Here is a 26,128-nt window from a genome sequence, read left to right as displayed (position 1 = left end):
TGGATAAGACGCGTGCGCCACCTGCCCGGTTCCACCTTCATCGAGTGTTGGCCTGTGTGCGACTAATGCGCGAAATGTCGCACACAACCCAACACTCGGCGCAGGAAATTTCAGGTATTTACTGGGACCGCTGTTCCCGGTAAATTGGTGGCATGACTCAGGCAATGAAGCCCGACTACCAGAACCTGCTCGATGTGCTGTCCGAAGGCTCGGTGCGACGCCGCTTCGACCCGTACCTCGACATCGCGTGGGACGCCCCCGACATGCAGATCGACCTGCAGGATCCGCGGTGGGTGCTGTCCACCACCATCGACCCACTGGGCGCGACCGAGTGGTACCAGAGCCAGCCCCTCGCGCGGCAGATCGAGATCGGCCGCTGGCGGACGCTCAACACCGTCAAGGTGGGTGCGGCGTTCGAGAGCATCCTGATCCGCGGGCTGATGGCGTTCATCATGAAGCTGCCCAACAACTCCCCCGAGTTCCGCTACGCGCTCCACGAGATGACCGAAGAGTGCAACCACATCCAGATGTTCCAGGAGCTGGTCAACCGCTCCGGGACCGATGTGCCGGGCATGCGCAAGCTGTTCTTCCGGCTGTCGCCGTACATCGGATTGGTGGGCCAGTACTCGCCGACGGCGTTCATGGCCGGCATCCTCGCCGGCGAAGAGCCCATCGACCATTTCCAGAAGGGCATGATCCGCGACGGCGCGAACCTGCCGCCGGCCGTGCTGCGGACCATGCAGATCCACATCGCCGAGGAGGCCCGCCACATCTCGTGGGCCAACGAGTTCCTCAAGACCCACATGCCGAAACGGTCGTGGCGGTTCAGGGCCTTCGCCACCGTCGCGTTCCCGCTGACGCTGCGCTGGTTGGCGCACGAGATCATGGCGTCCCCGAAGTCGTTCGGCAAGCAGTTCGACATCCCCGAAGAGGTTATGCGGCAAGCATTCTGGCGCAGCCCGCAGTCGCGGAAGATCATGGCGAGCTTCTTCGACGAGACCCGCGCGCTCGCCGAGGAGATCGGCCTGATGAACCGCGTCGGACGCTGGATGTGGAAGCGCTGCGGCATCGCCGGTGAGACGGCCCGCTACCGCAGCGCCCCCAACCGCGAGGCACAGCTGATCGCCTGATGCCCCACGTCATCACGCAGTCCTGCTGCAGCGACGCGTCCTGCGTCTACGCCTGTCCGGTCAACTGCATTCACCCCACGCCCGACGAGCCCGACTTCCACACCGCCGAGATGCTCTACATCGATCCGGTGGAGTGCGTCGACTGCGGTGCGTGCGTGACGGCCTGCCCGGTCGACGCCATCAAGCACGACGGTTCTCTGGACCCGTCCGAGAAGGTCTTTCTGGAGCTCAACGCCGACTTCTACAAAGAACCCCGGCCCCGCCCACTGCTCGCGCCGGTCGTCCCGCCGCTGCAGGTGCGGGCTCCCGGCGCCATGCGCGTCGCCATCGTCGGGTCCGGCCCGGCTGCGATGTACGCGGCCGACGAAGTGCTGACGATCCCGGCAGCGCGCGTCCGGATGTACGAGCGACTCCCCCAACCTGGTGGCCTCGCCCGCTTCGGCGTGGCACCCGACCACCGGCGCACCCGAGCGGTGTCCCGGCAGTTCGACACCATCACTGCCGATCCGCGGCTGGAGCTGGTGACGGGCGTCGAGGTCGGCACCGACGTAACCCATCAACAGCTGCTCGCCGACCACGACGCCGTCATCTACGCGGTGGGTGCGTCCACCGATCGTCCGCTCGACGTGCCCGGCGCCGACCTGCCGGGCGTCAGCTCGGCCACCCGATTCGTGGCTTGGTACAACGGACATCCGGATTTCGCCGCCGTCACCTTCGATCTGTCGCAGCCCCGCGCCATCGTGATCGGCAACGGCAACGTCGCACTCGACGTCGCCCGGATACTCACCACCGATCCCGACCGGCTCGCCGCCACCGACATCGCACTGCACGCCTTGAAAGCCCTGCGGCAGAGCAAGATCGAAGAGGTCGTGGTCGTCGGGCGGCGAGGTCTCGCGCAGTCGGCGTTCACGGTGCCGGAGCTGATCGGCCTGACGTCCATGCCCGACGTGGACGTCGTCGTCTCCGATGCGGACCTGCAGTCGCTGCCCGACACCGATCCGCGCGCCCGCATCCTGCGCGACCTGCCGCGACGCCCCGGCAACCGCCGCATCGTGTTGGCGTACCTGCAGTCGCCCACCGCCATCGCGCGCACCCGGGCCGGACTCGAAATCGAATTCGCTCGCAACGAGCTGGTGGCGGCAGCCGATGGCACCACGAAGGTCAAGCCCACCGGGGAGCTGCACACCGTCAGCGCCGGACTCGTGCTGACGTCCATCGGCTACCGCGGCCGGCCGGTCACGGACCTGCCGTTCGACGACGCACGCGGCACCGTCCCGCACACCGCGGGCCGGGTCGACGGCGTCGCAGCGACGTACGTGACCGGCTGGATCAAACGCGGCCCGACGGGGTTCATCGGCACCAACAAGTCGTGCGCGCAGGAAACGGTGCGCAGCCTGGTCGCTGACTACAACTCGGGGTTGCTGGCCTGACGGTTCGCCAGCGCGGCGACCACCGCGACCAGCGGTTCGTCCCGGCTGACCTCGAACCCGATGGCCCGGGCGGCGCCGTCGATGACGTACCACGTGAAGTCGGCCAGGTGCGCGATCATTTGTTCGCGAGTGTGGGTCGGCGCCGGGCTGCGCACCCAGGCGAACAGCGTCTCCTCGACCATCGTCACGATCGCCAGCGGGACCAGTTTGAACGCGCTGTCCTCGACGCCGATGGCCAACTGGATAGCGGCGATGATGCCGTCGGCGCGTTCGATGATGCGCAGCTTCAGCTCACCGACGGCGTCGAGCGTCTCATCCCCCTCGAACGACGGACCGCTGCGCGCGAATTCGTTCAGCCGTGGATGGTCGATCATCCAGTCCGCCACCGACTCGATGGTCCGGGTCAGGATCTCCCGTAGCGAACCATCGGTGATGTCGAGCTTGCCGACCAGGACGGAGCCGAAGTCGTCGATCAGGTACGACCGCACCCGACGTTCGAGCTCCTCCTTGCCGGAGGTCTGCCGGTAGATCACCGATTTGGCGACGCCGGCACGCTTGGCGATGGCCGCGACGGAGATGTCCGCGCCGGGTGGGCTCTCCTCGAGCAGCTCGATCATCGCGAGCAGGATCTGCGACCGCCGTTCGGCGTTGTGCTGTTCCCACCGCGCCTCGTAGCCACTCACCGACGCAGGGTTCGGGGCCACAGACATGTGTGCCACCGTAGTCGCCGACCTGTCATGTGATGCCCGCCACGCCCCGTCACACATCGCCGACCTGTCTCGTCCAACCGATATGACGACAACACCACGCATCGCGCCCCTGCCCCCACAACGAGCCGGCCTGCTGACCCGGCTCATGTACCGCTACGCCAAGCGTGAATTCGGCGAAGTGCCCGAACCGTTCGCCGTCGCGGCGCACCACCCGCGACTGCTGATCGCCAACGCCGTGCACGAAGGCCTGCTGAAGAGCGGTTCGAAGACGCTGCCCGACTCGGTACGCGACCTCGCCGTGCTCTGGACCGCACGGACGGTGGGCTGCTCCTGGTGCGTCGACTTCGGCACCATGCTCATGCGGCTGGAGAGCCTGGACGTGGAGCGGCTCAAGCACATAGACAGTTATGCGACTTCCCCTTTGTTCACCGACGACGAGCGAGCCGCGATCACGTACGCCAACGCCATGACCACCGATCCGCACACCGTGACCGACGAACAGGTCGACGACCTCAAGCGCCGGTTCGGAGAGGCCGGCGTCATCGAGCTGACCTACCAGATCGGCGTGGAGAACATGCGAGCCCGGATGTACGCGGCGCTGGGCATCACCGAGCAGGGCTTCAGCTCCGGTGACGCGTGCCGGGTGCCGTGGGCCGACTGAGCCCGGGGCGCTGGCTTCCCGACGCAGCAAGGTGGTAGAACACGTTACAGAAATAGCGGCCCCAGTCGCTGATACCACCTGCTCAACGAGGAGCGCCCATGCACTGGTACACCGGCAACACGTTCTACGACACGGTGCTGACCGCTGCCTTCGCGTTCGCCGCATTCGTGATCATCGGCGGTTTCTTCGCACAGAGTTCGTACGGGCGTTTCTCGACCACGAAACTCGGCTTGAACCTCAACCCCAAGCTCGGCTGGTGGCTGATGGAAATCCCCGCGACCGTGGTGTTCCTGATCAGCTACCTGGCCGGGCCGCACCGGTTCGAGCCGACCTCGCTGGTGCTGGCGGGCATCTGGCTGCTGCACTACGCCAACCGGGGTTGGTTCTTCCCGCTGGCGATCCGGCAGGCACCCGGCAAGCGCGGCACCTTCAACGTCTCGGTGATCGTGATGGGCATGCTCGTCACGTCGATGCACGGCTACCTCAACGGGACCCTGTTCAGCCATGACTTCTTTGGCCAGTACACCACCGCGTGGCTGACCGATCCTCGATTCCTGGTGGGGTTGGCGATCTACCTGTGCGGATTCGCGCTGCTGGTGAACTCGGAATCGATCGTTCGGAACCTGCGCGACAAGAACAATCCCGGCGGTGCGGAATACCGGATTCCGTTCGGCGGCGGCTTCCGGTTCGTCACCAGCCCGGCATACCTGGGTGAGCTCATCGCCTGGTCCGGCTTCGCGCTGCTGACCTGGGCGCTGCCAGGCCTCGTCATCCTGCTGATCACCGCGGGCAACCTGATCCCCCGGGCGCTGGGCACGCACACCTGGTACCAGGAGAAGTTTCCCGAGTACCCCACCGATCGCAAGGCGTTGCTCCCCTACGTGCTGTGAGCCGCTAGTCCTGCTTCAGCGGGGACGCCGTGAACTTGTCCGGATTGGCGATGTCCCACAGCGCAACGACCTTGCCGTCGCGCACGGTCATCGCGGTGACGCGCGGCAGCATCTCGGGATGCTCACCGTCAGCCGGCAGACCCGGCGAGTAGGCGCCGAGCTCGCCATTGATCAGCGCCAGCTGCGACGTCGAAAGCCATTGCGGTCCATAGCGTCTGGCCAAGCCGAACAGGAACCGAGCCACCTTGTCCGCGCCGACGATGGTGCGCGGGGCCGTGGGTGCCCGGCGGTTGGAGTCGCCGGTGAACGTCGCGTCGGGGTGCAGCAGTTCGACGACGGCGGCCATGTCACCACTGGCGAGGGCGGCCATCAGCTTGCCGACGATCTCGTTGTGGCCGGCATCCGGAGGCGGTGCCGGAGCCGCCGCGACCGCGCGGCGGGCTCGCGACGCGAGTTGCCGCGCACCGGCGTCGGTCACGCCGAGAACCGAGGCGATCTCGGAGAACGGCACCGCGAAGCCGTCGTGCAGCACGAAGGCCACCCGCTGATCGGGCGTCAACCGCTCCAGCACCACCATCGCGGCGAAGCGGGCGTCCTCGCCCGCAACCACTGCGGCCAACGGATCGGCGGCGTCGAAACCTGTCACGACCGGCTCGGGCAGCCACTCACCGAAATACGCTTCGCGGCGGTGCGCGGCGGACCGTAGCCGGTCCAGGCCGAGGCGGCTGACGACCGTCGTCAGCCAGGCGCGGGGCTCGGCGATGGTCTCGATATCTGCTGCGTGCCAGCGCAACCAGGCGTCTTGCACGATGTCCTCGGCGTCGGCGTACACGCCGGTCAGCCGGTAGGCGACGGACAGCAGGTGCGGGCGCAGCCGCTCGAACTCGTCGGTGTCCTGCGCGGTAGTCACCTCACCAACCTACGACTCGTCGCTTCGAGGTGGCGGACCGTAGCATCTTCTGGTCAATCGTCAGGAGTGAGCGGGGAGCGTAGATGACGGCAACTGCACCGGACATCGTCGTCGAGGACAAAGGCCTCAAACGGGGTGCCCTCGGTCTGGTGTCCAGCGTGGTGGTGGGACTGGCGTCCACGGCGCCGGCGTACAGCCTGGCCGCCACGCTCGGCCTGGTCATCGCGGCCGGCGGCACACTGCTGGCGGGCGTCAAAGCGCCTGCGATCATGCTCATTTCGTTCGTGCCGATGTATCTCATCGCCGTCGCCTACCAGGAGCTGAACAAGGCCGAGCCCGACTGCGGCACCACGTTCACCTGGGCGGCAAGGGCTTTCGGCCCGGTGGTCGGCTGGCTGGGCGGTTGGGGCATCATCGCCTCCGACGTCATCGTGATGGCCAATCTGGCGCAGATCGCCGGGTCGTACTCGTTCACGTTCGTCGGCGACCTGGGCTGGCATTCGGCCGCCGGTCTGGCGAACAGCACCCTGTGGTCGACGGTCGCGGGCGTCATCTGGATCGTGCTCATGACGTACATCTGCTACCGCGGCATCGAGGTGTCGGCCCGGTTGCAGTACGTGCTGTTGACCGTCGAGGTCGTCGTGCTGATCGTGGTGTCGGTCATGGCACTGGCGAAGGTGTACACGCACCATGGGCATGCCTACTCGATCATGCCGTCGTGGTCCTGGTTCTGGCCTGGCGGAATGGATTTCGGCACGGTGATCGCCCCGGCTGTGCTGGCCACGATCTTCATCTACTGGGGCTGGGACACCGCGGTGGCGTGCAACGAGGAGTCCGACGATCCGGGCCGCACACCGGGCCGCGCCGCCGTCATCTCGACGTTCCTGCTGCTGGCCACCTATGCATTGGTGACGGTCTCGACCATCGCGTTCGCGGGCGTGGGCACCGAAGGCATCGGGCTGGGCAACCAGGAGAACGCCAAGGACGTGTTCACCGCCATCGGGCCATCGTTGTTCGGCGACAGCGTGATCGGGAAGATCGGCATGCTGCTGTTGTCGGCCTCGATCCTGACCTCGGCGGCCGCCTCGACGCAGACCACCATCATGCCGACGGCACGCACCACCCTGTCGATGGGCGTATACCGTGCGCTGCCACAGAGTTTCGCGAAGATTCACCGCCAGTATCTGACGCCGACCACCTCGACCATCGTGATGGGCGTGGTGTCGGTGCTGTGCTACGTGCTGTTCACCGCGATCAGCACCGATCTACTGACGGCACTGATCGGTTCGGTCGGCCTGATGATCGCGTTCTACTACGCCCTGACCGGGTTCGCCTGCGCCTGGTTCTACCGAAAGACCTTGACCCGCAACGTTCGCGACTTCGTGATGCGTGGCCTGTTGCCACTGGTCGGTGGCATCACGCTGTCCGTGGTGTTCGGCTACGGCCTGGTCCAGTACAGCAAGCCGGACTGGCTCAAGGACGAAAACCACCACGACGTCACCATTTTCGGTTTCGGTGCGGTAGGTGTGGTCGGCGTCGTTGGGCTGCTGCTCGGCGTGGTGCTGATGTTCGCCTGGCGCTTCGCACGCCCGGAGTACTTCCGCGGGCTGACCCTGCCACGGCGCCACGACCTGGTACTGGATTCGCCGGCTTCCGCACGTTCCGGACCGGCCCATTTCGGGCTGCCGGACTCCGGTGACATGCCGACGGTCATCGCGCCCGACCTGTCGAACCTGCCGCCGGGCGAGACCGCGGTGGACACGGCAACCGGCAAGGAATTCCGCCGCGGCTGACGTTTTGTCCGCGAGCAGTCGCGAAAACCCCTAATTCATCGGGAAATTGGGGGTTTTCACGTCTGCTCGCGCAGGGAAAGTTACCGTCTACCTGTGTCGCACAAGCCGTCCATCAATCCGGTGCGCTGGACCCCGCCGCCGGTCGACGCCCTGCCTGATTTCCCGTCCGCGGAACTCACCATTGTGCCGATGCCCGGCGACGCCCCGGAGGACGTCGTCGTCGGCCCCGACGGCACGTTGTGGACGGGCCTTGTAGACGGACGGATCGTGCGGGTCTCTCCCGACGGCAGCATCGATGTCGTCGCCGATACCGGCGGTCGACCGCTGGGCCTGCACGTCGCCCGCGACGGACGGGTGCTGGTCTGCGACAGCTATCGCGGGCTGATGTCTCTGGATCCCGGCACCGGTGCTCTCGACGTGCTGGTGCCCGATATCGACGGCCGACCGCTGCGGTTCTGCTCGAACGTGACCGAAACCGCGGACGGCACAATCTATTTCACGGAATCGACCAGCTCCTTCCACTACGAGCATTTCCGCGCGGCGATCCTCGAGGCCCGCGGCGACGGCGGCCTGTACAAGCTGGCGACCGACGGCACGGTCAGCACGCTGCGCGACGGCTTGTACTTCGCCAACGGCGTCACCGTCACGGCGGACGGCACGGCGCTGGTGTTCGCCGAGACACAGGGTCGCCGGCTGTCGAAGTACTGGTTGTCGGGACCGCAGGCCGGGACCATCACCCCACTGGCGGTCAACCTGCCCGGCATGCCCGACAACATCTCGACGGGAGCCGACGGCCGGATCTGGGTCGCGTTCGTCACCCCGATCAATGCCGCCGCGGAGTGGCTGGCCCCGCGGCCGACGATCCTGCGCCAGTTGGTGTGGCGGTTGCCGGAGGCGCTGCAACCGCAGATGTCGTTGGAGGTGTGGGCTGTCGCCTTCGACCCCGACAGCGGCGCGGCGGTCGCCGGCGTGCGCGGCCGGCACCGCCAGTTCGGACAGGTCACCGGACTCGTCGAACACGACGGGCGGCTGTGGATGAGTTCCATCGGCGTCCCGGCGCTGGCCCACTGCGCGCTCCCCGAGCGCCGGTAGCCGCCGGTTACCTAATTCACATTTGTAACTTCAACCCCATTTGTCACAGCGCGGCAACACCGTTTCCAGAGCTCCGTCGCCTAATCTGGCGACACCATGGCGACCACCCGATCCACGGCACAACGCGCTGCAGCCCTGGCAGCAGCGTTTTTCCTGACGACCGCGCCGGCGCTGGCCTATGCCGAACCAGACCCGCCGGCAGCTGATCCATGCCCGTACCGGGTTAACACCCCACCAGCGGTCGACCAGTCCGAGGTGCCTAAGGCCGGCGACCCGCCGGCGCCCGTCCCCGTGCCGGCCACGCCGCTCGGCGGGGAGCTGCTGGGCGGCTGCGGCATCATCGCCGCACCCGACATGCCACCACTGCCCGGCGACGTCTCGGCGGACGCCTGGATCCTGGCCGACCTCGACAACGGCGACATCATCGCCGCCAAGGACCCGCACGGCCGGCACCGCCCGGCCAGCATCATCAAGGTGCTGATCGCGACCCAGGCCCTACGCGAACTGCCCATCAACAAGCGCGTCACCGGCACCCCGGAGGACGCCGGCGCCGAGGGCACCCGCGTCGGCGTCGACGACGGTGGCATCTACACCGTCAACGACCTGCTGCACGGCCTGCTCATGCACTCGGGCAACGACGCGGCGCACGCGCTGGCGATGCAGGTCGGCGGCATGGACACCGCGATCGACAAGATCAACGATCTGGCCTCCAAGCTCGGCGGCCGCGATACCCGGGCGGCCACCCCGTCCGGCCTCGACGGTCCGGGCATGAGCACCTCGGCCTACGACATGGGCTTGTTCTACCGCTACGCCTGGCAGAACCCGACGTTCGCCTCGATCGTGGCGACGCAGAAGTACGAGTTCCCGGGACATCCGGCCAAGCCCGGCGAACCCGGTGACCATCCCAGCTACGAGCTGGAGAACGACAACAAGCTGCTCTACAACTACCCGGGAGCGCTCGGCGGCAAGACCGGTTACACCGACGATGCCGGGCAGACGTTCGTCGGCGCCGCCGACCGCGGCGGACGCCGTCTGGTCGCGATCCTGCTGCACGGCACCCGGGTGCCGATCGCGCCGTGGGAGCAGGCCGCGCGGCTGCTGGACTACGGATTCGCCACGCCGCCCGGCACCAAGGTCGGCACCTTGATCGAGCCGGACCCGTCGCTCACCCAGCGCAAGCCCGACGCCAAGCATCCCGCGGCCGCTCAGGCTCTCGACGGCCTGCCGCCGATGGACGCGGTGCCGGTCCGCGTCGGCGTCGGTGTCGTGGGGGCCGCGGTGGTGCTCTCGCTGATGATGGCCGCCCGTTCGATCAATCGGCGCCCGCAGCACTCCAACAGGTAGAGAATGACCGGCAATGACGATCATCTCGGCCGGGACCGTTGTTTTGGGAGGCTCGGCGCTCGACGCTGTGTGCAGGCCCGGGTGGTTGGAGATCAGCGGCGACCGAATTCTGGGGTGCGGTAGCGGCACCGCACCGCGCAGCGTCGACGTCGACTTCCCCGAAGGCGTTGTGGTCCCGGGCTTCGTGGACATGCATGTGCACGGCGGCGGCGGGTTTTCCTACACCACCGACGATCCCGACGAAGTAGCGCGGGCCGCCGAATTTCACCGCGCCCACGGGACCACCACCACCCTGGCCAGCTTGGTCACCGCGGCTCCGGAAGTACTGCTGGCGCAGGTTCAGACCCTGGCCGACGCAGTACGCGCCGGCATCGTCGCCGGGATCCATCTGGAAGGTCCGTGGCTGAGTTCCGCTCGCTGCGGCGCACACGACATGACGCAATTGCGTGACCCCGACCCCGCCGAGATCGACAGCTTGCTCGCCGCGGCCGACGGGGCCATCCGGATGGTGACGATCGCTCCGGAACTGCCGGGTGCCGACGTCGCGATCGAACGATTCGTCGACGCGGGAGTCATTGTGGCCGTGGGCCATACCGACGCCAGCTACGAGGAGACCAAGCGGGCACTGCAACTGGGCGCCACTGTCGGCACGCACGTGTTCAATGGCATGCGCCCGCTGCACCACCGCGATCCGGGCCCGGCACTGGCGCTGCTGGAGGAAGCCCGGGTGACGGTGGAACTCATCGCCGACGGGGTGCATCTGCACCCGGCGCTGGTGCATCAGGTCGCGATCACCGCGGGTTCGGAGCGGGTAGCGCTCATCACCGACGCGATGGCGGCCGCCGGCATGCCCGACGGGTCATACCGACTGGGCGGGCTCGATGTCGAGGTCAGCGGGTCGGTGGCACGGCTGCGCGAGCGGGCCACCATCGCGGGCAGCACTGCGACCATGGACGCCCTGTTCCGCACAGCGGCAACAGGTTTGGAGTCCGCCTCGGATTCTGCGTATCGGCACGCAGTGGCGATGACAGCGACGACCCCTGCGCGCACGCTGGGTTTCAGCGACGTCGGCGTGCTCGCGCCCGGCGCGTCCGCCGATCTCGTGGTGCTGGATTCGCAATTGCGGGTTCGCGCGGTCGCGAGGCGCGGGGTATGGGCGGCGGTGGGCGGAGCCCCCTTCTCGCGTTGACCCGGTAGTCACGGCGAGCTTTTCCGAGTAGCCACGTGCGTAGCTTCAAGGTCAATTGGTTTCGATGGCCCCGACTCCACGAGCCTGACCGCACGGCGAAAATCCGGCCGAAAAATCACCCTGTGGTCAGGACCGCGAACACTGCACAGCACCAACGTTGGCGTGCCGAGCCCTCACACCACAGTGAGCGGCAGTGCCCGTCCCAAGTCGCGACCCGCTGCGATGGACATCCGTTGTCTCCCAAGGGCAGGCCATGCCTGCACCGCGCAGAACGGCGCGCACTGGTCCTGGCTGGAGCGGGTTCCGACGTGTACGCAGCACTGCACCAGACGCTCCTCGATCATGGTCGAGATGTCCATGAACGGCTTGACGGTGATGCGAACCACCCTCTCCCCCAACAGCTTCCGCACCCGGTTCTTCCCGCCGGGCAGCGCCGATGAGGCGAGGGCCAGCAGGGTCGGCATGCCCAGATCGCAGTTCTGGCAGATGGTTCGCCACACATCGCCGATTCCGGGGTGCGACAGCGACGACTGCTCGGACAACAGGCCCAGTAGCGATTCCCGTACCGCGAGTTGCAGTTCGTGCGGCAGCTCGCTGTCGGCAATTCTGTTGGACACCAAACCGAGTCGGTCCTTGAGGACGTCGTGGCCGATCAGCGAGACCAGCGACCGCCATTGCCCGGAGTCGTCGCGCAACACGTAGCCGACCGAGCAGCAGTGCGGGTGCGAGCAGGGCAGCGCGGTGAGGTCACGCCAGGTCACCAGGCCATCGGTCTGCGGGCCGAGCCGGCTCAGCACGCCGGTGTGGGTCAGCCGATCGAGCGCGTCCAGGCTCCCCGAGCGCCCCGAGCCGAACTGCGGCTGGATGGTGATGCCGCCGACATACGGGGTATCGAGCGCCAGCTGGACCATGTCGCCGATCTCGTTGTCGTTGACACCCAACGCGGCGGCCATCACCAATGTCGTGAAGATCTGGTGTTCCGAAAGCCGCTGCAAAACCTGCTTTTTCAGCCTCCGGAGGTCACCTCCGCGATGGTGCCGGTGGGCCGTCTCGGACAGCCCGTCGTACTGCAGATACACCTCGACCCGCTGCCGATGTGAGCTGATCAGCTCCAGCAGGCTGTCGTCGGTGGCGATCCGAACCCCGTTGGTGTTGATCAGAATTCGCGTGATGGGCCGGCTGGTCAGTTCGTCGAGCAACTCGGCCAGGTCGGGATGCAGGGTGGGTTCTCCGCCCGAGAGCATCAGCACATCCAGCCGCCCGTTCTCGCGGGCCAGCCGTTGGTCGATGTTCGCGAGCACCTCGGCCACCGGAACCACATTGCGCAGATCGGGAGACGAATCGGTGAAGCAGGTGGGGCACCGCAGATTGCAGGCCTCGGCGATGTCTTCGAGCAGAATGCAGGTGTGCTGGGTCTGCATCTCCGGTAACCCGCGCAGATATGCGGATGGGATCGGATCGAAATTGCCTGCCACATCAGGGGTATGCGACTTGGTCGGTGCGGTCCACTCCTCCAGATACGACAGAATCTCGGGGCTCTCGTCGTACAGCGTGCTCACCAGTCCATGCGTCGGGCAGCCTCGCTCCAGCCACACCCGTTCGTCACGCTCGACCAGCCGGCCGGCCAGGCGCGCGACGTCGGCCAGCGGCCGTTCCGGCACCTCGTGGTGGCAACGCGGACAGTACGCCGTCACGTAGCGCAGTATCCGGTCACCGCGCAGCCCCATCCCCGACGTCATGTGTACATCGTGGGGTTCAGGCCGGTGCAGAAGCCGACAGTCAGGATCGAGGTGAGCGCCCAGCCGATCATCAAGCCGAGACCGAGCCCTTTGGGCACCGGGCTGCCCGACTTCCACAGCGCAAACCCAGCACCGAAAGTGACCAGAGCCAGCAGCGCGGCGCCCAACCCGACCGTCATCTTCCCCTGGTCCGAAAGCATCACCGTGACGATCCCGATACCGAAGTTCAGCACCGGAAACATGAAAACCCCGCCGATCGCGGCGCCGACCGACACCGCGTTGGGCTTCGGCGGCGGATAGCCGTACTGCGGATACGGCGGCGGGTATTGCGGGTACTGCGGCGGATACTGGGGGTATTGCGGGTACTGGGGGTACTGCGGATTCTGACCGGGCGGAACGCCATCGCCGGGCTCATCGTCGGGATACTCAATTGGCGGCTGGGACACGGTCGTCCTCCCTGTCTGCAGACGAAATCCGGTAGTAGCCACGGCGATAGCCACGCCATACCCGAAAACCCAAGAGCGCCAAGGACGGCAGCAAGAACCATTGGGGCCGGGTGAGATCCAGCCACACCGTCTCGTTGGCACGCACGAACTCCACGAAGAAACGGAACACCGCGTAGGCCGCCACGTAGATGACGAACAACTCGCCGGGATGGGTGATGCGGGGCCGCAGCCACATGAGCACGGCGAAAGCCGCCAACTGGAACACGATTTCGTACGCAAACGACGGATGCATGGCCAGCCCGGCCAGGCAGCCCGGACATTCGGGGGTGCTCGCCGGGGCGTGCACACCCCACGGCAGCGTCGTCGGGCGTCCGGGCGCCTCGGTCAGCAGGCAGCCGATTCTGCCGATCGCCATCCCCAAGGCGACCGCCGGCGCGAACAGGTCGCCGGTCTTGCCGCGATACCCGCCGAGGCGTTTGGCGATCAGCACGCCCACGTAGGCGCCGAGCAGCCCGCCGAGGATGCTCTTGGAGCCGTACTCCCACGCCTGCTCGACGGTGGGGTTGGCACTGAAATCGAGGTGGCGCGTCAGGCCCGACAGGCGCATCCCGATCGCCCCGCCGACGAGGGCGCCGGTGACGGCCACCAGCGACTGTTCGTTCACCGCGCCGCGGCGACGCGCCTCGTGGACGAACACGAGCACGGCAGCCAGCACGCCCAGCCCCACGAACAAACCGTGTACCGGCACCTGCACCGGTCCGATCTGCCATTGCGGGATCACAATGGCAACCTACCTGCAGGAATGGTCAGTGCACGATGATCCCGCGAATGTTCTTGCCTTCTCGGAGGTCCTGGTAGCCCTGGTTGACCTCTTCGAGGGTGTACTTCGTGGTCACCAGGTCGTCGAGCTGGAGCTGGCCGTCGTTGTAGAGCCGGAGCAGCCGGATGATGTCGTACTGCGGGTTGGCCGAGCCGAACAACGAGCCGCGAATGGTCTTCTCGAACAGGGTCAGTTCCAGGCCCGAGACATGAATCGTCAGCTTCTCGGGGTTGGCCATACCGATGACGACGACCGTCCCGCCCTTGCCGATGGCGTGGAATGCGGATGTGACGACGTCCTCGTCGACTGTTCCGACGCAGATGATGGCCTGGTCGGCGCCTTGTCCCCAGGACAGTTCGTTGATCTTCTCGGCCGCGGCCTCGGCGCTCGCAAACACATGTGTCGCACCGAATTTCAGCGCAGTATCGCGTTTGAACGCCACCGGGTCCACGGCCACAATGTATTTCGCGCCGGCGTGCGCGGCACCCTGGACGGCGTTGATGCCGATGCCGCCGATGCCGTACACGACGGTGATGTCGCCCGGCCGCACGTTGCCCGCATAGGTGGCACCGCCCCATCCGGTCGGGACGCCGCAGCCCACCAGGACCGCGGTCTCCAGCGGCAGCCAGTCGTCGACCTTGACCACCGAGTACTGCGAGATGGTGGCCTTCTTGGCGAACGTGCCCAGCATGCACATGGCGCCGAAATCCGTACCGCCCTGGTGGAATCGGAACGAGCCGTCGGGCATGGAGCCCTCGAGAATGGTGGCGCCCATGTCGCAGAGGGCCTGCCGACCGGTCGAGCAGTACCGGCAATGGCCACAGCTCGGAATGAAGCTACACACGACGTGGTCGCCGGGCTTGACCTTGGTGACGCCGGGGCCGACGTCCTCGATGATGCCGGCGCCCTCGTGCCCACCGACGATGGGATAGCGGGGTGGCAGATCACCGTCGGACAGGTGCAGGTCGGAGTGACACAGTCCCGCGGCGGTGTAGTTGATCAACACCTCACCCGGCCCGGGTCCGTCGAGCTCGAGTTCCATGATCTCGAAGGGCTTGCCCGGCTCCAGCAGTACGGCTGCAGTGGTCTTCATGGGGGAATTCCTTTCAGGCTGAGTGGGTTTCGAGCGGGTGGCCGTGCTGATGTCCCTGCACTGGCGCCAGATCGCGCTTGAGGAAGTCGAGCTGATCGGCCAAAGCCCGCTGTTGCCACGGACCGTCGTAGAAGTCGAGATGGTCTGCGGGGTACTCGCGCAGCTGCGCCCAGTAGCCGGCGCGACGAGCCGCCTTTCGGGCCGCTGCCGCCGGCGCGATGCGGTCGTCGGTGCCGGGCTGTACCAGGATCGGGCACGTCAACTTCCCGGCTTTCGTGATCGGGCGGTTGAACGCGACTCCGAGCGCGTGCCGCCCGCGGACCTCGTTGCGCCACGTCGCCCCGGCCAGAGGGAGCCAGGCTTCTGCGGAACCCGACGTCGCGATCACCGCGTGCGATCCGGGCTTCCCCACCACCGGCACCATGTGCGATGGTCGCCCGAGTGCGCTGCCAACCATGTCCCGCACGGCATTCGTGCTGGCGCGCATCAGATAGCCGGCGCCGCAGGTGCGGACCAGGTGGGCCAGCGTGGCCAGGCCGTCGACCGCGGGATTCATGGAGATGACGGCCGCGATGCGCTGGTCCCGGGCGGCCACGGCGATGACGTGACCGCCGGCGTAGGAGGTGCCCCACAGCACGATCCGATCCGGGTCCACGCCGGGCAGCTGCCGCGCCGCAGCGATGGCGGCGTGGTAGTCCTGCCGCTGCCGGCCGATCGAAACATACTGCCGGGGAACGCCTTCGGACTCACCGAAGCCCCGGTAGTCGAACACCAAGACGTCGAGACCCGCAGCGGCGAAGGGCTCGGCGAAGCTGAGCAGCGCGGTGTCCTTCGTGCCGCTGAAGCCGTGCGCCATCACCACACACGGCCGGCCGGACTCACCGGCCAGCGCATCGGTGGCAGCGGGCAGATGCCAAGCGGCGCACCGCACTCCGTGACTGTAGAAGTAGAGCTGTTTCATGACGCTATCTCCCTACGAGGCGTACGCGACGGTCTTGACCGACGAGAACCGCAGGCCGGGGTCCTCGACGGGGCCACTGCGCAGCCGCTCGGCATCCATCTCGTACGCGTGCTTGAACAACCACGAACCGCTGTCCCCGCCCCGGGGGAACTGCGCAATGCCACGCTGGACATAGCCCGACGACAGGTCCATCAGCAGGCCGCGCTCCATGTCGGGGTTCTCCGGCACCGGGACGACGACGTCGTGTCCGTGGGTGTCCATATGGTCCAGCAGCCGGCAGAAGTGCTCACAGACCAGATCGACCTTCAGCGTCCAGGCGATGTTGGTGTAGCCCATCGCGAATGCCATGTTCGGCACGTCGGAAACCATCATGGCCTTGTACACCGTGTGATCCGGCATGTTGAGCACCTGACCGTCGACGCTCAACGCGATCTTTCCGAAGAGCGACATGTTCAAACCCGTTGCGGTGACAATGATGTCGGCCTCCAGCTCCTGGCCGGACTGCAACACGATGCCGCGCTTGGTGAACCGCTCGATCTGGTCGGTGACCACCGACGCCTTGCCAGACTTGACCGCTTTGAACAGGTCGCCGTCGGGCACCATGGCCAGGCGCTGCTCCCACGGGTTGTACCGCGGCGTGAAGTGCGTGTCGACGTCGAAGCCCTTGGGCAACTGTCGGGCAACGTTGGCGATCAACAGCTTTCGCATCACGGCCGGGTACTTCTGGCAGAGCTTGAACAGCCCGCGAGCCGTCGCGATGTTCTTCCGCCGCACGATCGGGTACGCGCGCTCATGGCCCAGCACCGTGTTCAGCGCGTTGGTGATCGGATCAGCTGCCGGTACCGACAACACGTAACTCGGGGACCGCTGCAGCATGGTGATGTGGCCGGCCTTGTCCACCATCGACGGGATCAGGGTGACCGCCGTTGCACCACTGCCGATCACGACGACCTTCTTGCCGGCGTAGTCCAGGTCCTCCGGCCAGAGCTGCGGGTGGATCACCGGGCCCGCGAAGTCGTCCTTGCCGGGAAAGTCCGGCATGAACGGCTTCTCATAGTCGTAGTACCCGGTGCCCAGGAACAGGAAGCGACCGGTGAACGCCGTCGTCTCCCCGCCGCTCGTGGTGGTGACGGTCCACCGTCCGGTGTCTGTATCGAAGTTCGCGTTCTGCACCCGCTGGCCGAACCGGATGTGCTCGTCGAGCCCGTTCTCGTCGACGGCCTGCTGCAGGTAGTCCAGGATGATGTGGCCGTCGGCGATCGACTTGCGGTGCGTCCAGGGTTTGAAGCCGAACCCGAAAGTGGGCATGTCGGAGTCGGAGCGGATGCCCGGGTATTTGTGCAGGCTCCAGGTGCCGCCGATGGCGTCCCTCCCCTCCAGGACCAGGAACGACGTGCCCGGGCGGTTCGCCTTCAGGTGGTACGCCGCGCCGATGCCGGAGATGCCGGCGCCGATGATCAATACGTCGACATCCCGCGTCGCTGACCGCTGCGCTGAGGTAGCTGAGGTGACTGACACTGTGTGGCTCCTGACGGGTGGACGGCTTCCTGTGACGGCACTCACGCTATGGACGCCGCCGGACACGTGACAGGTGCGACGGCCCAGTACTCGCCTTGCGATATGTGCGGGCGCATACTTCGTTGATGGCTGTTGAGACACCATCGCCCGAGGTCATCAACCTCATGGGTGACGTCGCCGAACTGATGCTGGCAGAGCTCGACGACCTGGTCGCCGAGATGGACGCCGCCGAGATCGAGCTCTCCCCCGCCGCTGGTTCCGATGCGGCCGTGTTGGCGGACACCTCGGCCAGTAACCGCGCCAACGCCGCGCGAGTGCTGTCGACATTCGCGCGCCGCGAGGCCAAGATGGCGCCCATCGACATCCCGCCCGAGGCACTCGATGTCGCCCGGACCATCGCACGGCGCGGGCTGGACCTCGATGTGCTGTTCCAGTCCTACCGGCGCGGGCAGAACGTGGCGTGGCGCCGCTACATGGCTCATGCGACCCGGCTGGTGCCTGTCGGTCCGCTCCTGCTGGAACTACTGGAGGCGTCGTCACAACGGTTGTTCGCTTACGTCGATCACGTGCTCGGGTGCGTCGTCATCGCGGCGCAGCGGGAACGCGAGGAGGTGCTCGGCGGCGCGATAGCCCGCCGGGCCGAGACGATCCGGCTGATCCTCGACGGGGCCGCCATCGACACGACACGGGCCGGTGAACGCCTGGGCTACGACCTACGTCAGCGCCACACCGCGCTGGTGCTGTGGACGCCGCCGCACGGAGATGTGCAGGGCGCACTCGAATCCGCCGCAACGGCATTGGCGCGGGCCGCGGGCACCCGGCCGCCGTTGACGTTGTCCGTCGGCCCATCGACGTTGTGGGCGTGGCTGGGCAGCAGCTCCGAACCGGCTCTCGACACGTTACCGGAGGCAATCGAGCAGGCGCAGAACCACATTCGCGTCGCCGTGGGTCCGACGCGGCCGGGCATCACCGGATTTCGCCGCTCACACGAGGCAGCGCTGTCGATCCAGAGTCTGCTCGCCGGGCACCCCGGCGGCGCCCGGGTCGCCCTCTTCCGTGACCTCGAGGTCACGGCGTTGGCGGCCCAAAACACCAACCGCGCAGCCGAATTCGTCGCCGCGACGCTGGGTCCCCTCGCCGAGGACACATCGGCGGCGGCCCGCCTGCGCGAAACCTTGCGGGTGTTCCTCGACGAGGCCGAGAACGCGCCCCGAGCGGCAACGCGCCTGCATACGCATCGCAATACCGTCCTGCAGCGGGTGGCCCGCGCAACCGAACTGCTGGGCTACCAGCCGGGTGAACGCCGGTTGGCCATGGAACTCGCGCTGGAGCTGGCGCATCAACTCGGTCCGCGGGTACTGACCACGGGTCCAGTCGGCGCCTGACAATCAGGTCGTCGGCAGCGTCACATCGAGCCGGAATCCGCCGGGCACGTGGGCGGCGGAAACCTGCCCGCCGTGTGCCTCGACGATGCCCCGCACGATGGCCAAACCGATTCCGCCGCCCGAGCCGTCGGCCTCTGGGGTCCGGGCCACAGAGCCGCGCCAGCCCATGTCGAACATGCGACCGAGGTCGTGCGACTGCACGCCGGGGCCCTGGTCCAGCACCGTGAGGACGATCCGGTCTCCTTCGAGGTGGTGGGCGGAGACCTGAATCTCGGAGTTCTCCGGCGCGTGTCGAATGCTGTTGACCAGCAGGTTCGCCACCACCCGGGACAGTTCGCCGGGATCGGCGTACAGCACCTGGTCGGTCATTTCCGCGTGAATGATGGCGATACCGCGGGTGGCCGCGAGGGCGCGCATGTCCGACACCACGTCGGACACCAGGTCCAGCAGCACCACCGGCTCCTTGCTGAGCTTGAGCATGCCGCTCTGAATCTTGGACAACTCGAACAGCCCGTCGACCATGCCGTTGACCGCGTCCACCTGATCGCGGATCTGCCGGATGTAGTCCGCCGGCTCGTCGACCACACCTTCCTCGAGTGCTTCGGCCATCGCCCGCATCCCGGCCAGCGGTGTCCGCAGATCGTGTGACACCCAGGCCACCAGCTGACGACGTGACGCATCGAGCTGCTCGACTTCGGCGCGGGCGGCGGCCAGCTGCGCGGATGACTGCGCGAGTTGGCTGGACAGTTCGGCGAATTCCCGGGAGCCGTCGACGTCCGCCGTGACGACTTCGCCGCTGCCGATCTGCTGGGCCGCGCGTTGCAGCCCAGCCAGTGACCGTCGTAGCCGGCTCAGCATGAACCAGGCGGCGAGGCCGGCCATCAGCGCGGAGATGGCGATCACCGACAGCAGCACCTGGAGATCGTGCGATGACAGGTACATCTCGATCGAAATCGCCACGGTGGAGGCGACGATGGCGACGATCGTCGCGCAGATCAGCGCCGTCACGTGCGTGCCGATGGATCCGCGCCGATTGAGCTGCATGACGAGGACGGCCGCCCCGGTGGCCACCGAGGTACAGATGAGGGCCGTGACCGCGATGACGACGAGGTCCACCGCGCCGAGGATCATGACGACTTCCCCGACGGCGTGAATCGGTACCCCGTGCCCCACTCTGTGCGCAGGTAGACGGGAGCCCGCGGGTCCGCTTCGATCTTCTCGCGCAACCGCCGGATGTGCACGGTCACCGTCGACGCGTCGCCTGCACTCCAGCCCCACACTTCGCGCAGCATCTCGTCGCGCGCAATCACGCGATCAGGGTTCTTGAGGAGGAACAGCAGGAGTTCGTATTCACGTCCGGTCAGGTCGACATCGGTACTGCCGCAGGTGATCCGGCGCATCGTCGGGTCGATCCGGAACCGGCCGACCACGAACGGGGCGAGCGGCGATTGGTGGGAGACCCTGTGCCGCAACAGTTTCGAGATACGCAGTTGTAGCTCGCGCAGCGCGAACGGCTTGGCCAGGTAGTCGTCGGCGCCGAGTTCGAGACCGTCGATCCGGTGCCCGCTCGCACCGAGTGCGGTCAGCATGATCACCGGGACGTCGGAGCGGGTGCGAATCTCGCGCAGCAGGTCGTCGCCGGACAGCCCGGGCAGCATGCGGTCGAGCACGAGCACGTCGGGCGTCGAGCGCTGCACCGCGTCCCGCGCGGTTTCCCCGTCGGAGTACTCGTCGATCCGAAAACCTTTGGCGCGCAGGTACGCCGCCACCGCGGTCCGCACCCGCTGGTCGTCTTCGACCAGCACGACGTGCGCTCCGCCGCCGTCGTCGGAGTTCACGGGCGCATCCATATCGCACCTCTCATGGTGCTGAGCCTAGACAGCCGGCCGGGCATCGGGCCGTTTCTTACGGTTCTGAAATCTTTGTCGAACGCGCGGCGGCCAGTCCCTAACTTCATCGGAGATGGGGTGATCGACACCCCACGACGCTCGAAGGAGTTCCACATGGTCATCAAGCCGATCGCAGCGACAGCAGCTGCGGTGTTCGCTCTGACGCTCACCGCGTGCGGCGCGAATGAGATGAAGTCGGCTGGTTCTGCCAGCCCCGCCAGTTCCGCGATGACCTCTGCCATGACCTCCGCGATGAGCACCGCGAGCGCCGCCGCGCGCATGGGCCACTTCACCGGACTGAACGGCAAGCACGTCGGCGGCACGGCGACGATCACCGGCTCGAATCTCGAGTTCACCGACTTCTCCTCGGATGAGGGCCCAGACCTGCACGTGTACCTCACGAAGGGGTCCGCCGAGTCCGACGTCGCGGCAGGTAAGCAGATCTCCGCCATCAAGTTCGACCAGGCGACGCAGTCGTTCTCGCTGACCGGCATCGACACGATGGGCTACACCACCGTCGTCATCCACTGCGACAAGGCGAAGGCAGTCTTCGGCGCTGCCTCACTCATGTGATGTCCGATCTGATGACCACCCGCGCACTCACCACGCGCGACCGCGCCGACCTGGCCGCGTCGATTCTCTTCGGCGCGGTCCGGGTCGGGCTGGGCCTGCTGTGGCTCCACGAGGGCTACGTCAAGTTCCGGGCCCACTTCGGGCGCGCGGACATCCTGCTAGTCGTCGACGGCGCGTCGGCGAATTCTCGTGTGCCGGAATACTTTCGCTTCGTGGCCGAACACCTCCTGCGGCCGACGGCCGACCTCGCCGGCATCATGACTCCGCTCACCGAGGTCGCGCTGGGACTGGTCCTGGTACTGGGCGTGTTCTCGACGCTGTCCGCCGTCGCATCGGCGGGATTGCTCGCGGTCTACTGGAGTTCGGATCAGCTCATCGCCCAATATCCGATCATGGCGCTGTTGAGCGTGGGCGTGCTTGCCGGACAAGGACATTCGAGCTACTGGTCGATCATGGCGCTGACGCGCCGGCGATCGGCTCACGACCAGAGCTGATCAGGGCTTTCCGCTACGCAAGTCTTGGAGGCTCTTCAAAACAGCCGAGTCCCGTGTCCAGCTTTCCGGCTGGACACGCTCCCAGAGGCCGCCCTTCCCGGCCGCTCTACCGAGTTCGTCCTCGCGTCTGAACCACTGCACGGCGGTGCGGATCCGGTTCGGGTGGATTTCGTCCAGCAGTGCGTAGTCGCGCTTGATGATGCCGTCTTTCCACAGGTGCCAGAACCCGGTGAAGTTATCGCGAATTGTCATGGTGCTCGGGTCATTCGGGTCTGCGTTGTATCCGGTAGGACTACCAGCGACGTGGCCGAGCGGCCCCCGCCAGTAGGCGTCCATGTCCGTGTCGACATATTGCGCGGGATGCCCGGTAACTGTTTCGAACGCCCGGGCAAGCTCGTGATACGCGATGTGGTCCACGGCCACCTCGAGGTCCATGCCATTGGAACGGTCGGTGTTGTCGAAGAGCCAGCGGACGTAGTAACCGCAATCCTCGAGCGAGACATGGGGCACCGCGCCATCGCCGAGAGGCACCCGCCAGGTGACGACGCCGCCCTCCACGCTGGGCGCCATGGGGGTCAGGGGCGAGATCGTCATCTCGATGTACGGCCCCGTCGTGAAGATGGCGGCGCCCATCCGAGCCGAATTCTCCTGATTTTGCAGCAGGATCCATTCAGCTATGCGCCCCTTGCCGTCGTAGTGCCCGACGCGGTACTTGGAGTTGTAACCGGCCTTCTTGAGCCCGTAGTCAAGGTTTCCGTATACGAAGAACCTGACACCCTCCTCGACAGCGATCTCGTAGGCGCGCATGGCCCAATACATCTCGGTCTTCTCACCGGTGTTGAATCCGTCGATGTTGACGAACGCGCCGTCGCATCCGCGAAAGCCCTCTCGCAGCGCCGCCTCGTCGGTGAATGTGCCTACGAGCGCCGAGACGTTTGGCAGTTCGAGCAACGTTTCTGCTCGCGCACTCGTGGCATCGCGAGTGAGAAATCGGACAGAGTACTTCCCGTCGGCCACGAGAGCGCGGGCGACGGGGATGCCCTGGGCGCCGGTCGCGCCGATCATGAAGATCCTCGACGTGGGATGTGACATAACAGCTCCTCCATTTGGTGTATATACAACATTTAGGGATCAGTAGAAGCCGACCCGGTGATTTTCTAGTCGCCGAGCGACCGAACGACGTTGACGGCGAGAGTTCGGACCGCCTTGACGCCGCCGGATCCCAAGAGCTCGGCAGCCTCCTGCTGCGCCCGTCGCCATTCCGGCATCACGGCCTCGATCTTCTTGCGGCCCGATAACGTCAGCGCAACCTCACGCACCCCCTTGGCATTCGCGGATACCGCCTCCACCCAGCCGTGCTTCATCAACAGACCCAGGTTGCGACTGACGGTCGACCGTTCCAGCTGCAGCACCTCGCCGATACGCGCCGGCGAGCAGGGACCCGCCTTCCCCAGTGCCGCCATGAGATTGACTTGAGCGATGCTGACGCCATGCCCTTCAAGGGCATGGTCGTACAGGCTCGTCACCGCCCGGCCGAGTAGCCGGACGCGAACCGCCAGGCAATTACTGGCGACCTCATCGACGGCAGATTGGACCATGCCGTCATTGTTGCATATACACCATTGATGAGCAACGGGCGGCCGCCGAATCGAGTGCCGAAACGGCCATCACAAACTTGACGGGCGTCAACCGGGTGCTACGTTGCACTGAACCGCACCACCCCGGCAGCTCTCGACAGGAGGACCGTGCCTGCACCATCAGCATTCCGGTGGCCGGAGGCACGCGAGGCCGGCCCGCACGCCCGGATTCGCAACGCGCTCAAGCGAATCACCCGTTTCGACCTGTTCCCCGACGACGAGATCGTCGACGGTTACACCCGTCTGCTCACCACCGGCGACCCCGTCGCCGAGCGGTTCGTCGACGAGACCTTCCTGGGCGATCTCGGGCCCGAACAATCCCGGGCGCTGTTGAACAAGGCGCTCGATCTCGGCATCGATCAGGTGCCGGACGCGCCGGATTCCATGCGGCAACTCTTCGCCGAATTCGAAGTGATCCCCGACTGGGTGGACCCGGAACTGATCGAGCAGGGCGCCGCAGTCTGGCGCCGCTGGGGCTACACGTTGGGCGCCATCGGCAATGCGGGCACCCTCGACACCTATACCGAGGGCTCGTTGGCCGTACCGCTGTCGCTCTCGGGTGGCTACGCCGGCGCATCAGCACTGAACCGCTATCTGGAGACCACCCGGTGGTGGATCGAGGTGTGCCGGCCCGGTGCGGCACTCACCCCGGGATCGCTGGGCCGACGCATCTCGATGCAGGTCCGGGTGATGCACGTCAGCGTCCGCCTTCGGGTAGCGGAAAACGCCGAATGGGACAGCGCCCGTTGGGGACTGCCGATCAGCCAGGCCGAGATGATGCTGACCCTGCTCGGCGGCAGTGTCGGCCCCGCGCTGGGTCTGTACTCGCTGGGTTACCTCACGTCGCCGCAGGAAATCCGCGCGGCCATGCATTTCAACCGCTACCTCGGCCACCTGGTCGGGGTGCAGTCCGAAGTGTTCCCCAAGACCGTCGCCGACGGTGTGCGGATGCTGTATCTGTTCGACGCCACCCGGTCGCATGACTCCGGCGCGGCCGGTACTGAACTGGTGGAGTCGTTCGTCCCGTCCTTCGCGCCCCGCCAGGACCAGACCGGGCTGCAGCGGTGGCGCGCCAAACTGCATCTGCACATCCAGTCCGGCTACACCCGCCTGTTCATGCTGCCCTGGAACCGCAAGCAATACCGACTGCCGTCGCCATGGCTGGGGTTGACGCTGCTACTGGCCCGAGCGCCGTTCATCACCATGTTGGAGATCGCCCGTCGGGTCAGCCCGGCAGTCGATGCGGCCTGGCAACGACGCTCGGTGGACGCCTGGGAGCGCTGGCAACGCTGGGCCTCAGAACACAAGCCCGAGCAGTTCATCGCCACAAACCCGCTACGGCGCTGAGCACCTACCGGCGTCGGGTCAACCGCGAAAGACCAAGCCCACCAAGCAGACCCACGGCCGCACCGACCGCGACGCTGCTAGCGTCGACACCGTCGCGTTCGCGGTATCGAGTGACGATCGTGGTCGGCCCTGGCGGGGCCACCGGAACCAGTGCCAACGTGTCCGCGGACGTCGCCGCCCACGCCGTCGAGAACAGGATCAGCCGCGCGGTGACATAGGCGAACACCATCAGACCCAGCACCGGACCGAACGTCGCGCCCGCCGGCCCGTGCATGACGGTCCGCAGGTAGATCGACCCCACCTGCTTGAAGAGTTCGAAGCCGACCGCGGCGATCAGGGCAGCGCGGGCCGAGCTGCGGAAGCTGACCTTCTCGCGGGGCAGCCGGGCGATGATCCAGGTGAACATCAACCACGCCACAAGGAACGACACCGCCAACGACGCCACCCGCAGCAGCACGCCGAGGCCCGGCACATGCCCGACGCCGAACCAGTGCAGGACCGTCGTCATCAACCCGGTATCGCCCACAGCGGTCAGACCGATGGTGAGGACGATCGCCACGAACGCCGAGACCAACGCCAGCAGGTCCGACAGCTTGGTACCCACCCAGCCGTCGGGTTCGCTCCGCTGCTCCCACATCTCGGTGAGGGCCTTGCGCAGGTTGGCCATCCAGCCAAGACCGGCCCAGGCCGCGGTCGCGAGACCGATGACACCGACCGAGGTGCGCGATTTCACCGCGGAATCCATCAACCCGACCAGCTGATTGCCGAAGTCACCGGAGACCGCCGACCGGATGTGCACCTCGAGCTCGGCCAGCAGGTCAGGGCGCGAGGCCAGCACGAAGCCGCCGGCGGCAAAACCGACCATGAGCAGCGGGAACAGCGCGAACACCGTGAAGTAGGTGATGCCCGCGGCATAGAAGTCGCCGTTGCAGTCCTGGTAGCGGTCCTGGGCCCGCATGATCCGATCCAGCCACGGGTGCCGCTGGCGCAGTCGGTCGAGCAGGCCCGGCTGGTCCGAGTCGGTCATTTCTGGCAAACCCCCTTGTTTGCCGGAAAGCCTAGTGCGCGACGCCACCA

General features: G+C 66.6%; 24 protein-coding genes and 1 pseudogene. 12 read left to right on the top strand and 13 right to left on the bottom strand.

The genetic code is table 11. The features are described from left to right. Positions 1-152: 152 nt before the first annotated feature. Both TL10_RS18045 and TL10_RS18040 read left to right on the top strand, forming a co-directional pair. A complete protein-coding gene (locus TL10_RS18045; protein WP_043986687.1) occupies positions 153-1,130 on the top strand; it encodes an AurF N-oxygenase family protein in 978 nt (325 codons plus the stop codon). Beyond that, positions 1,130-2,560: an FAD-dependent oxidoreductase gene (locus TL10_RS18040; RefSeq protein WP_043986686.1), complete on the top strand. Its 1,431-nt coding sequence runs from the start codon at positions 1,130-1,132 to the stop codon at positions 2,558-2,560. The genes TL10_RS18045 and TL10_RS18040 overlap by 1 nt, the downstream gene beginning before the upstream one ends. On the opposite strand, the gene TL10_RS18035 is transcribed toward TL10_RS18040, so the two are convergent. Beyond that, a complete protein-coding gene (locus TL10_RS18035; protein WP_043397627.1) occupies positions 2,536-3,270 on the bottom strand; it encodes a TetR/AcrR family transcriptional regulator in 735 nt (244 codons plus the stop codon). The genes TL10_RS18040 and TL10_RS18035 overlap by 25 nt on opposite strands. Before the next feature lie 70 nt (positions 3,271-3,340). On the opposite strand from TL10_RS18035, the pseudogene TL10_RS18030 reads away from it, so the two are divergent. Then, a pseudogene (locus TL10_RS18030) lies at positions 3,341-3,931 on the top strand (carboxymuconolactone decarboxylase family protein); the annotation flags it as partial. A gap of 98 nt (positions 3,932-4,029) precedes the next feature. Then, on the top strand, positions 4,030-4,821 hold the full coding sequence (locus TL10_RS18025; RefSeq protein WP_043397631.1) for a phosphatidylethanolamine N-methyltransferase family domain-containing protein: 792 nt from the start codon (positions 4,030-4,032) through the stop codon (positions 4,819-4,821). Positions 4,822-4,825: 4 nt separating this feature from the next. Here the strand turns inward: TL10_RS18025 and TL10_RS18020 are convergent, their stop codons facing one another. Next, positions 4,826-5,731, bottom strand: a complete 906-nt coding sequence (locus TL10_RS18020; RefSeq protein ID WP_043986684.1) for a sigma-70 family RNA polymerase sigma factor — start codon at positions 5,729-5,731, stop codon at positions 4,826-4,828. An 83-nt stretch (positions 5,732-5,814) separates the two neighbouring features. On the opposite strand from TL10_RS18020, the gene TL10_RS18015 reads away from it, so the two are divergent. The 4 genes from TL10_RS18015 to nagA all read left to right on the top strand — a co-directional run bounded on the left by TL10_RS18015 (position 5,815) and on the right by nagA (position 11,149). Continuing rightward, positions 5,815-7,524, top strand: coding sequence for an APC family permease (locus TL10_RS18015; protein WP_043986683.1), 1,710 nt, complete (start codon positions 5,815-5,817; stop codon positions 7,522-7,524). 93 nt (positions 7,525-7,617) lie between these two features. Next, positions 7,618-8,616, top strand: a complete 999-nt coding sequence (locus TL10_RS18010; protein WP_043397636.1) for an SMP-30/gluconolactonase/LRE family protein — start codon at positions 7,618-7,620, stop codon at positions 8,614-8,616. Positions 8,617-8,712: 96 nt separating this feature from the next. Then, on the top strand, positions 8,713-9,960 hold the full coding sequence (locus TL10_RS18005) for a D-alanyl-D-alanine carboxypeptidase family protein (RefSeq protein WP_043397639.1): 1,248 nt from the start codon (positions 8,713-8,715) through the stop codon (positions 9,958-9,960). 13 nt (positions 9,961-9,973) lie between these two features. Next, positions 9,974-11,149, top strand: coding sequence for an N-acetylglucosamine-6-phosphate deacetylase (nagA, locus tag TL10_RS18000; protein ID WP_043986682.1), 1,176 nt, complete (start codon positions 9,974-9,976; stop codon positions 11,147-11,149). 173 nt (positions 11,150-11,322) lie between these two features. Here the strand turns inward: nagA and TL10_RS17995 are convergent, their stop codons facing one another. The 6 genes from TL10_RS17995 to TL10_RS17965 are packed head-to-tail and all read right to left on the bottom strand — an operon-like array spanning position 11,323 to position 17,726. Beyond that, positions 11,323-12,888, bottom strand: a complete 1,566-nt coding sequence (locus TL10_RS17995; protein WP_043986681.1) for a radical SAM protein — start codon at positions 12,886-12,888, stop codon at positions 11,323-11,325. Further along, complete coding sequence (locus tag TL10_RS29705) at positions 12,885-13,334, bottom strand: hypothetical protein (protein WP_052506451.1); 450 nt, start codon at positions 13,332-13,334, stop codon at positions 12,885-12,887. Before TL10_RS29705 ends, TL10_RS17995 begins: the two co-directional genes overlap by 4 nt. Beyond that, complete coding sequence (locus TL10_RS17980; protein WP_043986680.1) at positions 13,315-14,115, bottom strand: prolipoprotein diacylglyceryl transferase; 801 nt, start codon at positions 14,113-14,115, stop codon at positions 13,315-13,317. Before TL10_RS17980 ends, TL10_RS29705 begins: the two co-directional genes overlap by 20 nt. Positions 14,116-14,140: 25 nt before the next feature. Beyond that, entirely contained in the window at positions 14,141-15,247 is a 1,107-nt protein-coding gene (locus tag TL10_RS17975; protein ID WP_043986679.1) for an NDMA-dependent alcohol dehydrogenase, read from the bottom strand. Between the two features lie 13 nt (positions 15,248-15,260). Then, positions 15,261-16,208 carry an alpha/beta hydrolase gene (locus tag TL10_RS17970; protein ID WP_043986677.1) on the bottom strand — a complete coding sequence of 316 codons (948 nt, stop codon included), beginning with the start codon at positions 16,206-16,208 and terminating at the stop codon, positions 15,261-15,263. Positions 16,209-16,220: 12 nt separating this feature from the next. Next, a complete protein-coding gene (locus TL10_RS17965; protein WP_043986675.1) occupies positions 16,221-17,726 on the bottom strand; it encodes a flavin-containing monooxygenase in 1,506 nt (501 codons plus the stop codon). 125 nt (positions 17,727-17,851) lie between these two features. On the opposite strand from TL10_RS17965, the gene TL10_RS17960 reads away from it, so the two are divergent. Further along, positions 17,852-19,111: a PucR family transcriptional regulator gene (locus TL10_RS17960; protein ID WP_043986674.1), complete on the top strand. Its 1,260-nt coding sequence runs from the start codon at positions 17,852-17,854 to the stop codon at positions 19,109-19,111. Between the two features lie 3 nt (positions 19,112-19,114). Here TL10_RS17960 and TL10_RS17955 read toward each other — a convergent pair whose 3' ends face one another. Beyond that, positions 19,115-20,242 (bottom strand): sensor histidine kinase, encoded by a 1,128-nt coding sequence (locus TL10_RS17955; RefSeq protein ID WP_082067989.1) that lies wholly within the window; start codon positions 20,240-20,242, stop codon positions 19,115-19,117. Next, positions 20,239-20,961: a response regulator transcription factor gene (locus TL10_RS17950; protein ID WP_043986673.1), complete on the bottom strand. Its 723-nt coding sequence runs from the start codon at positions 20,959-20,961 to the stop codon at positions 20,239-20,241. Before TL10_RS17950 ends, TL10_RS17955 begins: the two co-directional genes overlap by 4 nt. 153 nt (positions 20,962-21,114) lie before the next feature. Here TL10_RS17950 and TL10_RS17945 point away from each other — a divergent pair, with 153 nt between their 5' ends. Next, a complete protein-coding gene (locus TL10_RS17945) occupies positions 21,115-21,573 on the top strand; it encodes a DM13 domain-containing protein (RefSeq protein ID WP_043986672.1) in 459 nt (152 codons plus the stop codon). Next, entirely contained in the window at positions 21,573-22,067 is a 495-nt protein-coding gene (locus TL10_RS17940; protein ID WP_234711475.1) for a DoxX family membrane protein, read from the top strand. Before TL10_RS17945 ends, TL10_RS17940 begins: the two co-directional genes overlap by 1 nt. Here TL10_RS17940 and TL10_RS17935 read toward each other — a convergent pair whose 3' ends face one another. Further along, complete coding sequence (locus TL10_RS17935; protein ID WP_043986671.1) at positions 22,068-23,159, bottom strand: NmrA family NAD(P)-binding protein; 1,092 nt, start codon at positions 23,157-23,159, stop codon at positions 22,068-22,070. Between the two features lie 65 nt (positions 23,160-23,224). Further along, positions 23,225-23,665 carry a MarR family winged helix-turn-helix transcriptional regulator gene (locus TL10_RS17930; RefSeq protein WP_043986670.1) on the bottom strand — a complete coding sequence of 147 codons (441 nt, stop codon included), beginning with the start codon at positions 23,663-23,665 and terminating at the stop codon, positions 23,225-23,227. A 147-nt stretch (positions 23,666-23,812) separates the two neighbouring features. Between TL10_RS17930 and TL10_RS17925 the strand changes: the two genes are divergently transcribed. After that, complete coding sequence (locus TL10_RS17925; protein ID WP_043986668.1) at positions 23,813-25,051, top strand: oxygenase MpaB family protein; 1,239 nt, start codon at positions 23,813-23,815, stop codon at positions 25,049-25,051. Between the two features lie 4 nt (positions 25,052-25,055). On the opposite strand, the gene yhjD is transcribed toward TL10_RS17925, so the two are convergent. After that, positions 25,056-26,078, bottom strand: a complete 1,023-nt coding sequence (gene yhjD, locus TL10_RS17920) for an inner membrane protein YhjD (RefSeq protein ID WP_043986667.1) — start codon at positions 26,076-26,078, stop codon at positions 25,056-25,058. Positions 26,079-26,128: the final 50 nt, after the last annotated feature.

Origin of the sequence: Mycolicibacterium llatzerense (assembly GCF_000878195.1) — a bacterium.
Lineage (GTDB): Bacteria > Actinomycetota > Actinomycetes > Mycobacteriales > Mycobacteriaceae > Mycobacterium > Mycobacterium llatzerense.
This window is presented reverse-complemented; position numbering and strand designations above follow the sequence as displayed.

Excerpts from the sequence above, each read along its gene's own strand:
- TL10_RS17960 (WP_043986674.1), top strand. The coding sequence starts at position 17,852 with ATGGCTGTTGAGACACCATCGCCCGAGGTCATCAACCTCATGGGTGAC.
- yhjD (WP_043986667.1), bottom strand. The coding sequence starts at position 26,078 with ATGACCGACTCGGACCAGCCGGGCCTGCTCGACCGACTGCGCCAGCGG.
- TL10_RS18045 (WP_043986687.1), top strand. The coding sequence starts at position 153 with ATGACTCAGGCAATGAAGCCCGACTACCAGAACCTGCTCGATGTGCTG.
- TL10_RS17995 (WP_043986681.1), bottom strand. The coding sequence starts at position 12,888 with ATGACGTCGGGGATGGGGCTGCGCGGTGACCGGATACTGCGCTACGTG.
- TL10_RS18025 (WP_043397631.1), top strand. The coding sequence starts at position 4,030 with ATGCACTGGTACACCGGCAACACGTTCTACGACACGGTGCTGACCGCT.
- TL10_RS17955 (WP_082067989.1), bottom strand. The coding sequence starts at position 20,242 with ATGATCCTCGGCGCGGTGGACCTCGTCGTCATCGCGGTCACGGCCCTC.
- TL10_RS17935 (WP_043986671.1), bottom strand. The coding sequence starts at position 23,159 with ATGTCACATCCCACGTCGAGGATCTTCATGATCGGCGCGACCGGCGCC.
- TL10_RS17940 (WP_234711475.1), top strand. The coding sequence starts at position 21,573 with ATGTCCGATCTGATGACCACCCGCGCACTCACCACGCGCGACCGCGCC.
- TL10_RS17970 (WP_043986677.1), bottom strand. The coding sequence starts at position 16,208 with ATGAAACAGCTCTACTTCTACAGTCACGGAGTGCGGTGCGCCGCTTGG.
- TL10_RS17945 (WP_043986672.1), top strand. The coding sequence starts at position 21,115 with ATGGTCATCAAGCCGATCGCAGCGACAGCAGCTGCGGTGTTCGCTCTG.
- TL10_RS18035 (WP_043397627.1), bottom strand. The coding sequence starts at position 3,270 with ATGTCTGTGGCCCCGAACCCTGCGTCGGTGAGTGGCTACGAGGCGCGG.
- TL10_RS18015 (WP_043986683.1), top strand. The coding sequence starts at position 5,815 with ATGACGGCAACTGCACCGGACATCGTCGTCGAGGACAAAGGCCTCAAA.
- TL10_RS18040 (WP_043986686.1), top strand. The coding sequence starts at position 1,130 with ATGCCCCACGTCATCACGCAGTCCTGCTGCAGCGACGCGTCCTGCGTC.
- nagA (WP_043986682.1), top strand. The coding sequence starts at position 9,974 with ATGACGATCATCTCGGCCGGGACCGTTGTTTTGGGAGGCTCGGCGCTC.
- TL10_RS17950 (WP_043986673.1), bottom strand. The coding sequence starts at position 20,961 with ATGGATGCGCCCGTGAACTCCGACGACGGCGGCGGAGCGCACGTCGTG.
- TL10_RS18005 (WP_043397639.1), top strand. The coding sequence starts at position 8,713 with ATGGCGACCACCCGATCCACGGCACAACGCGCTGCAGCCCTGGCAGCA.
- TL10_RS17975 (WP_043986679.1), bottom strand. The coding sequence starts at position 15,247 with ATGAAGACCACTGCAGCCGTACTGCTGGAGCCGGGCAAGCCCTTCGAG.
- TL10_RS17930 (WP_043986670.1), bottom strand. The coding sequence starts at position 23,665 with ATGGTCCAATCTGCCGTCGATGAGGTCGCCAGTAATTGCCTGGCGGTT.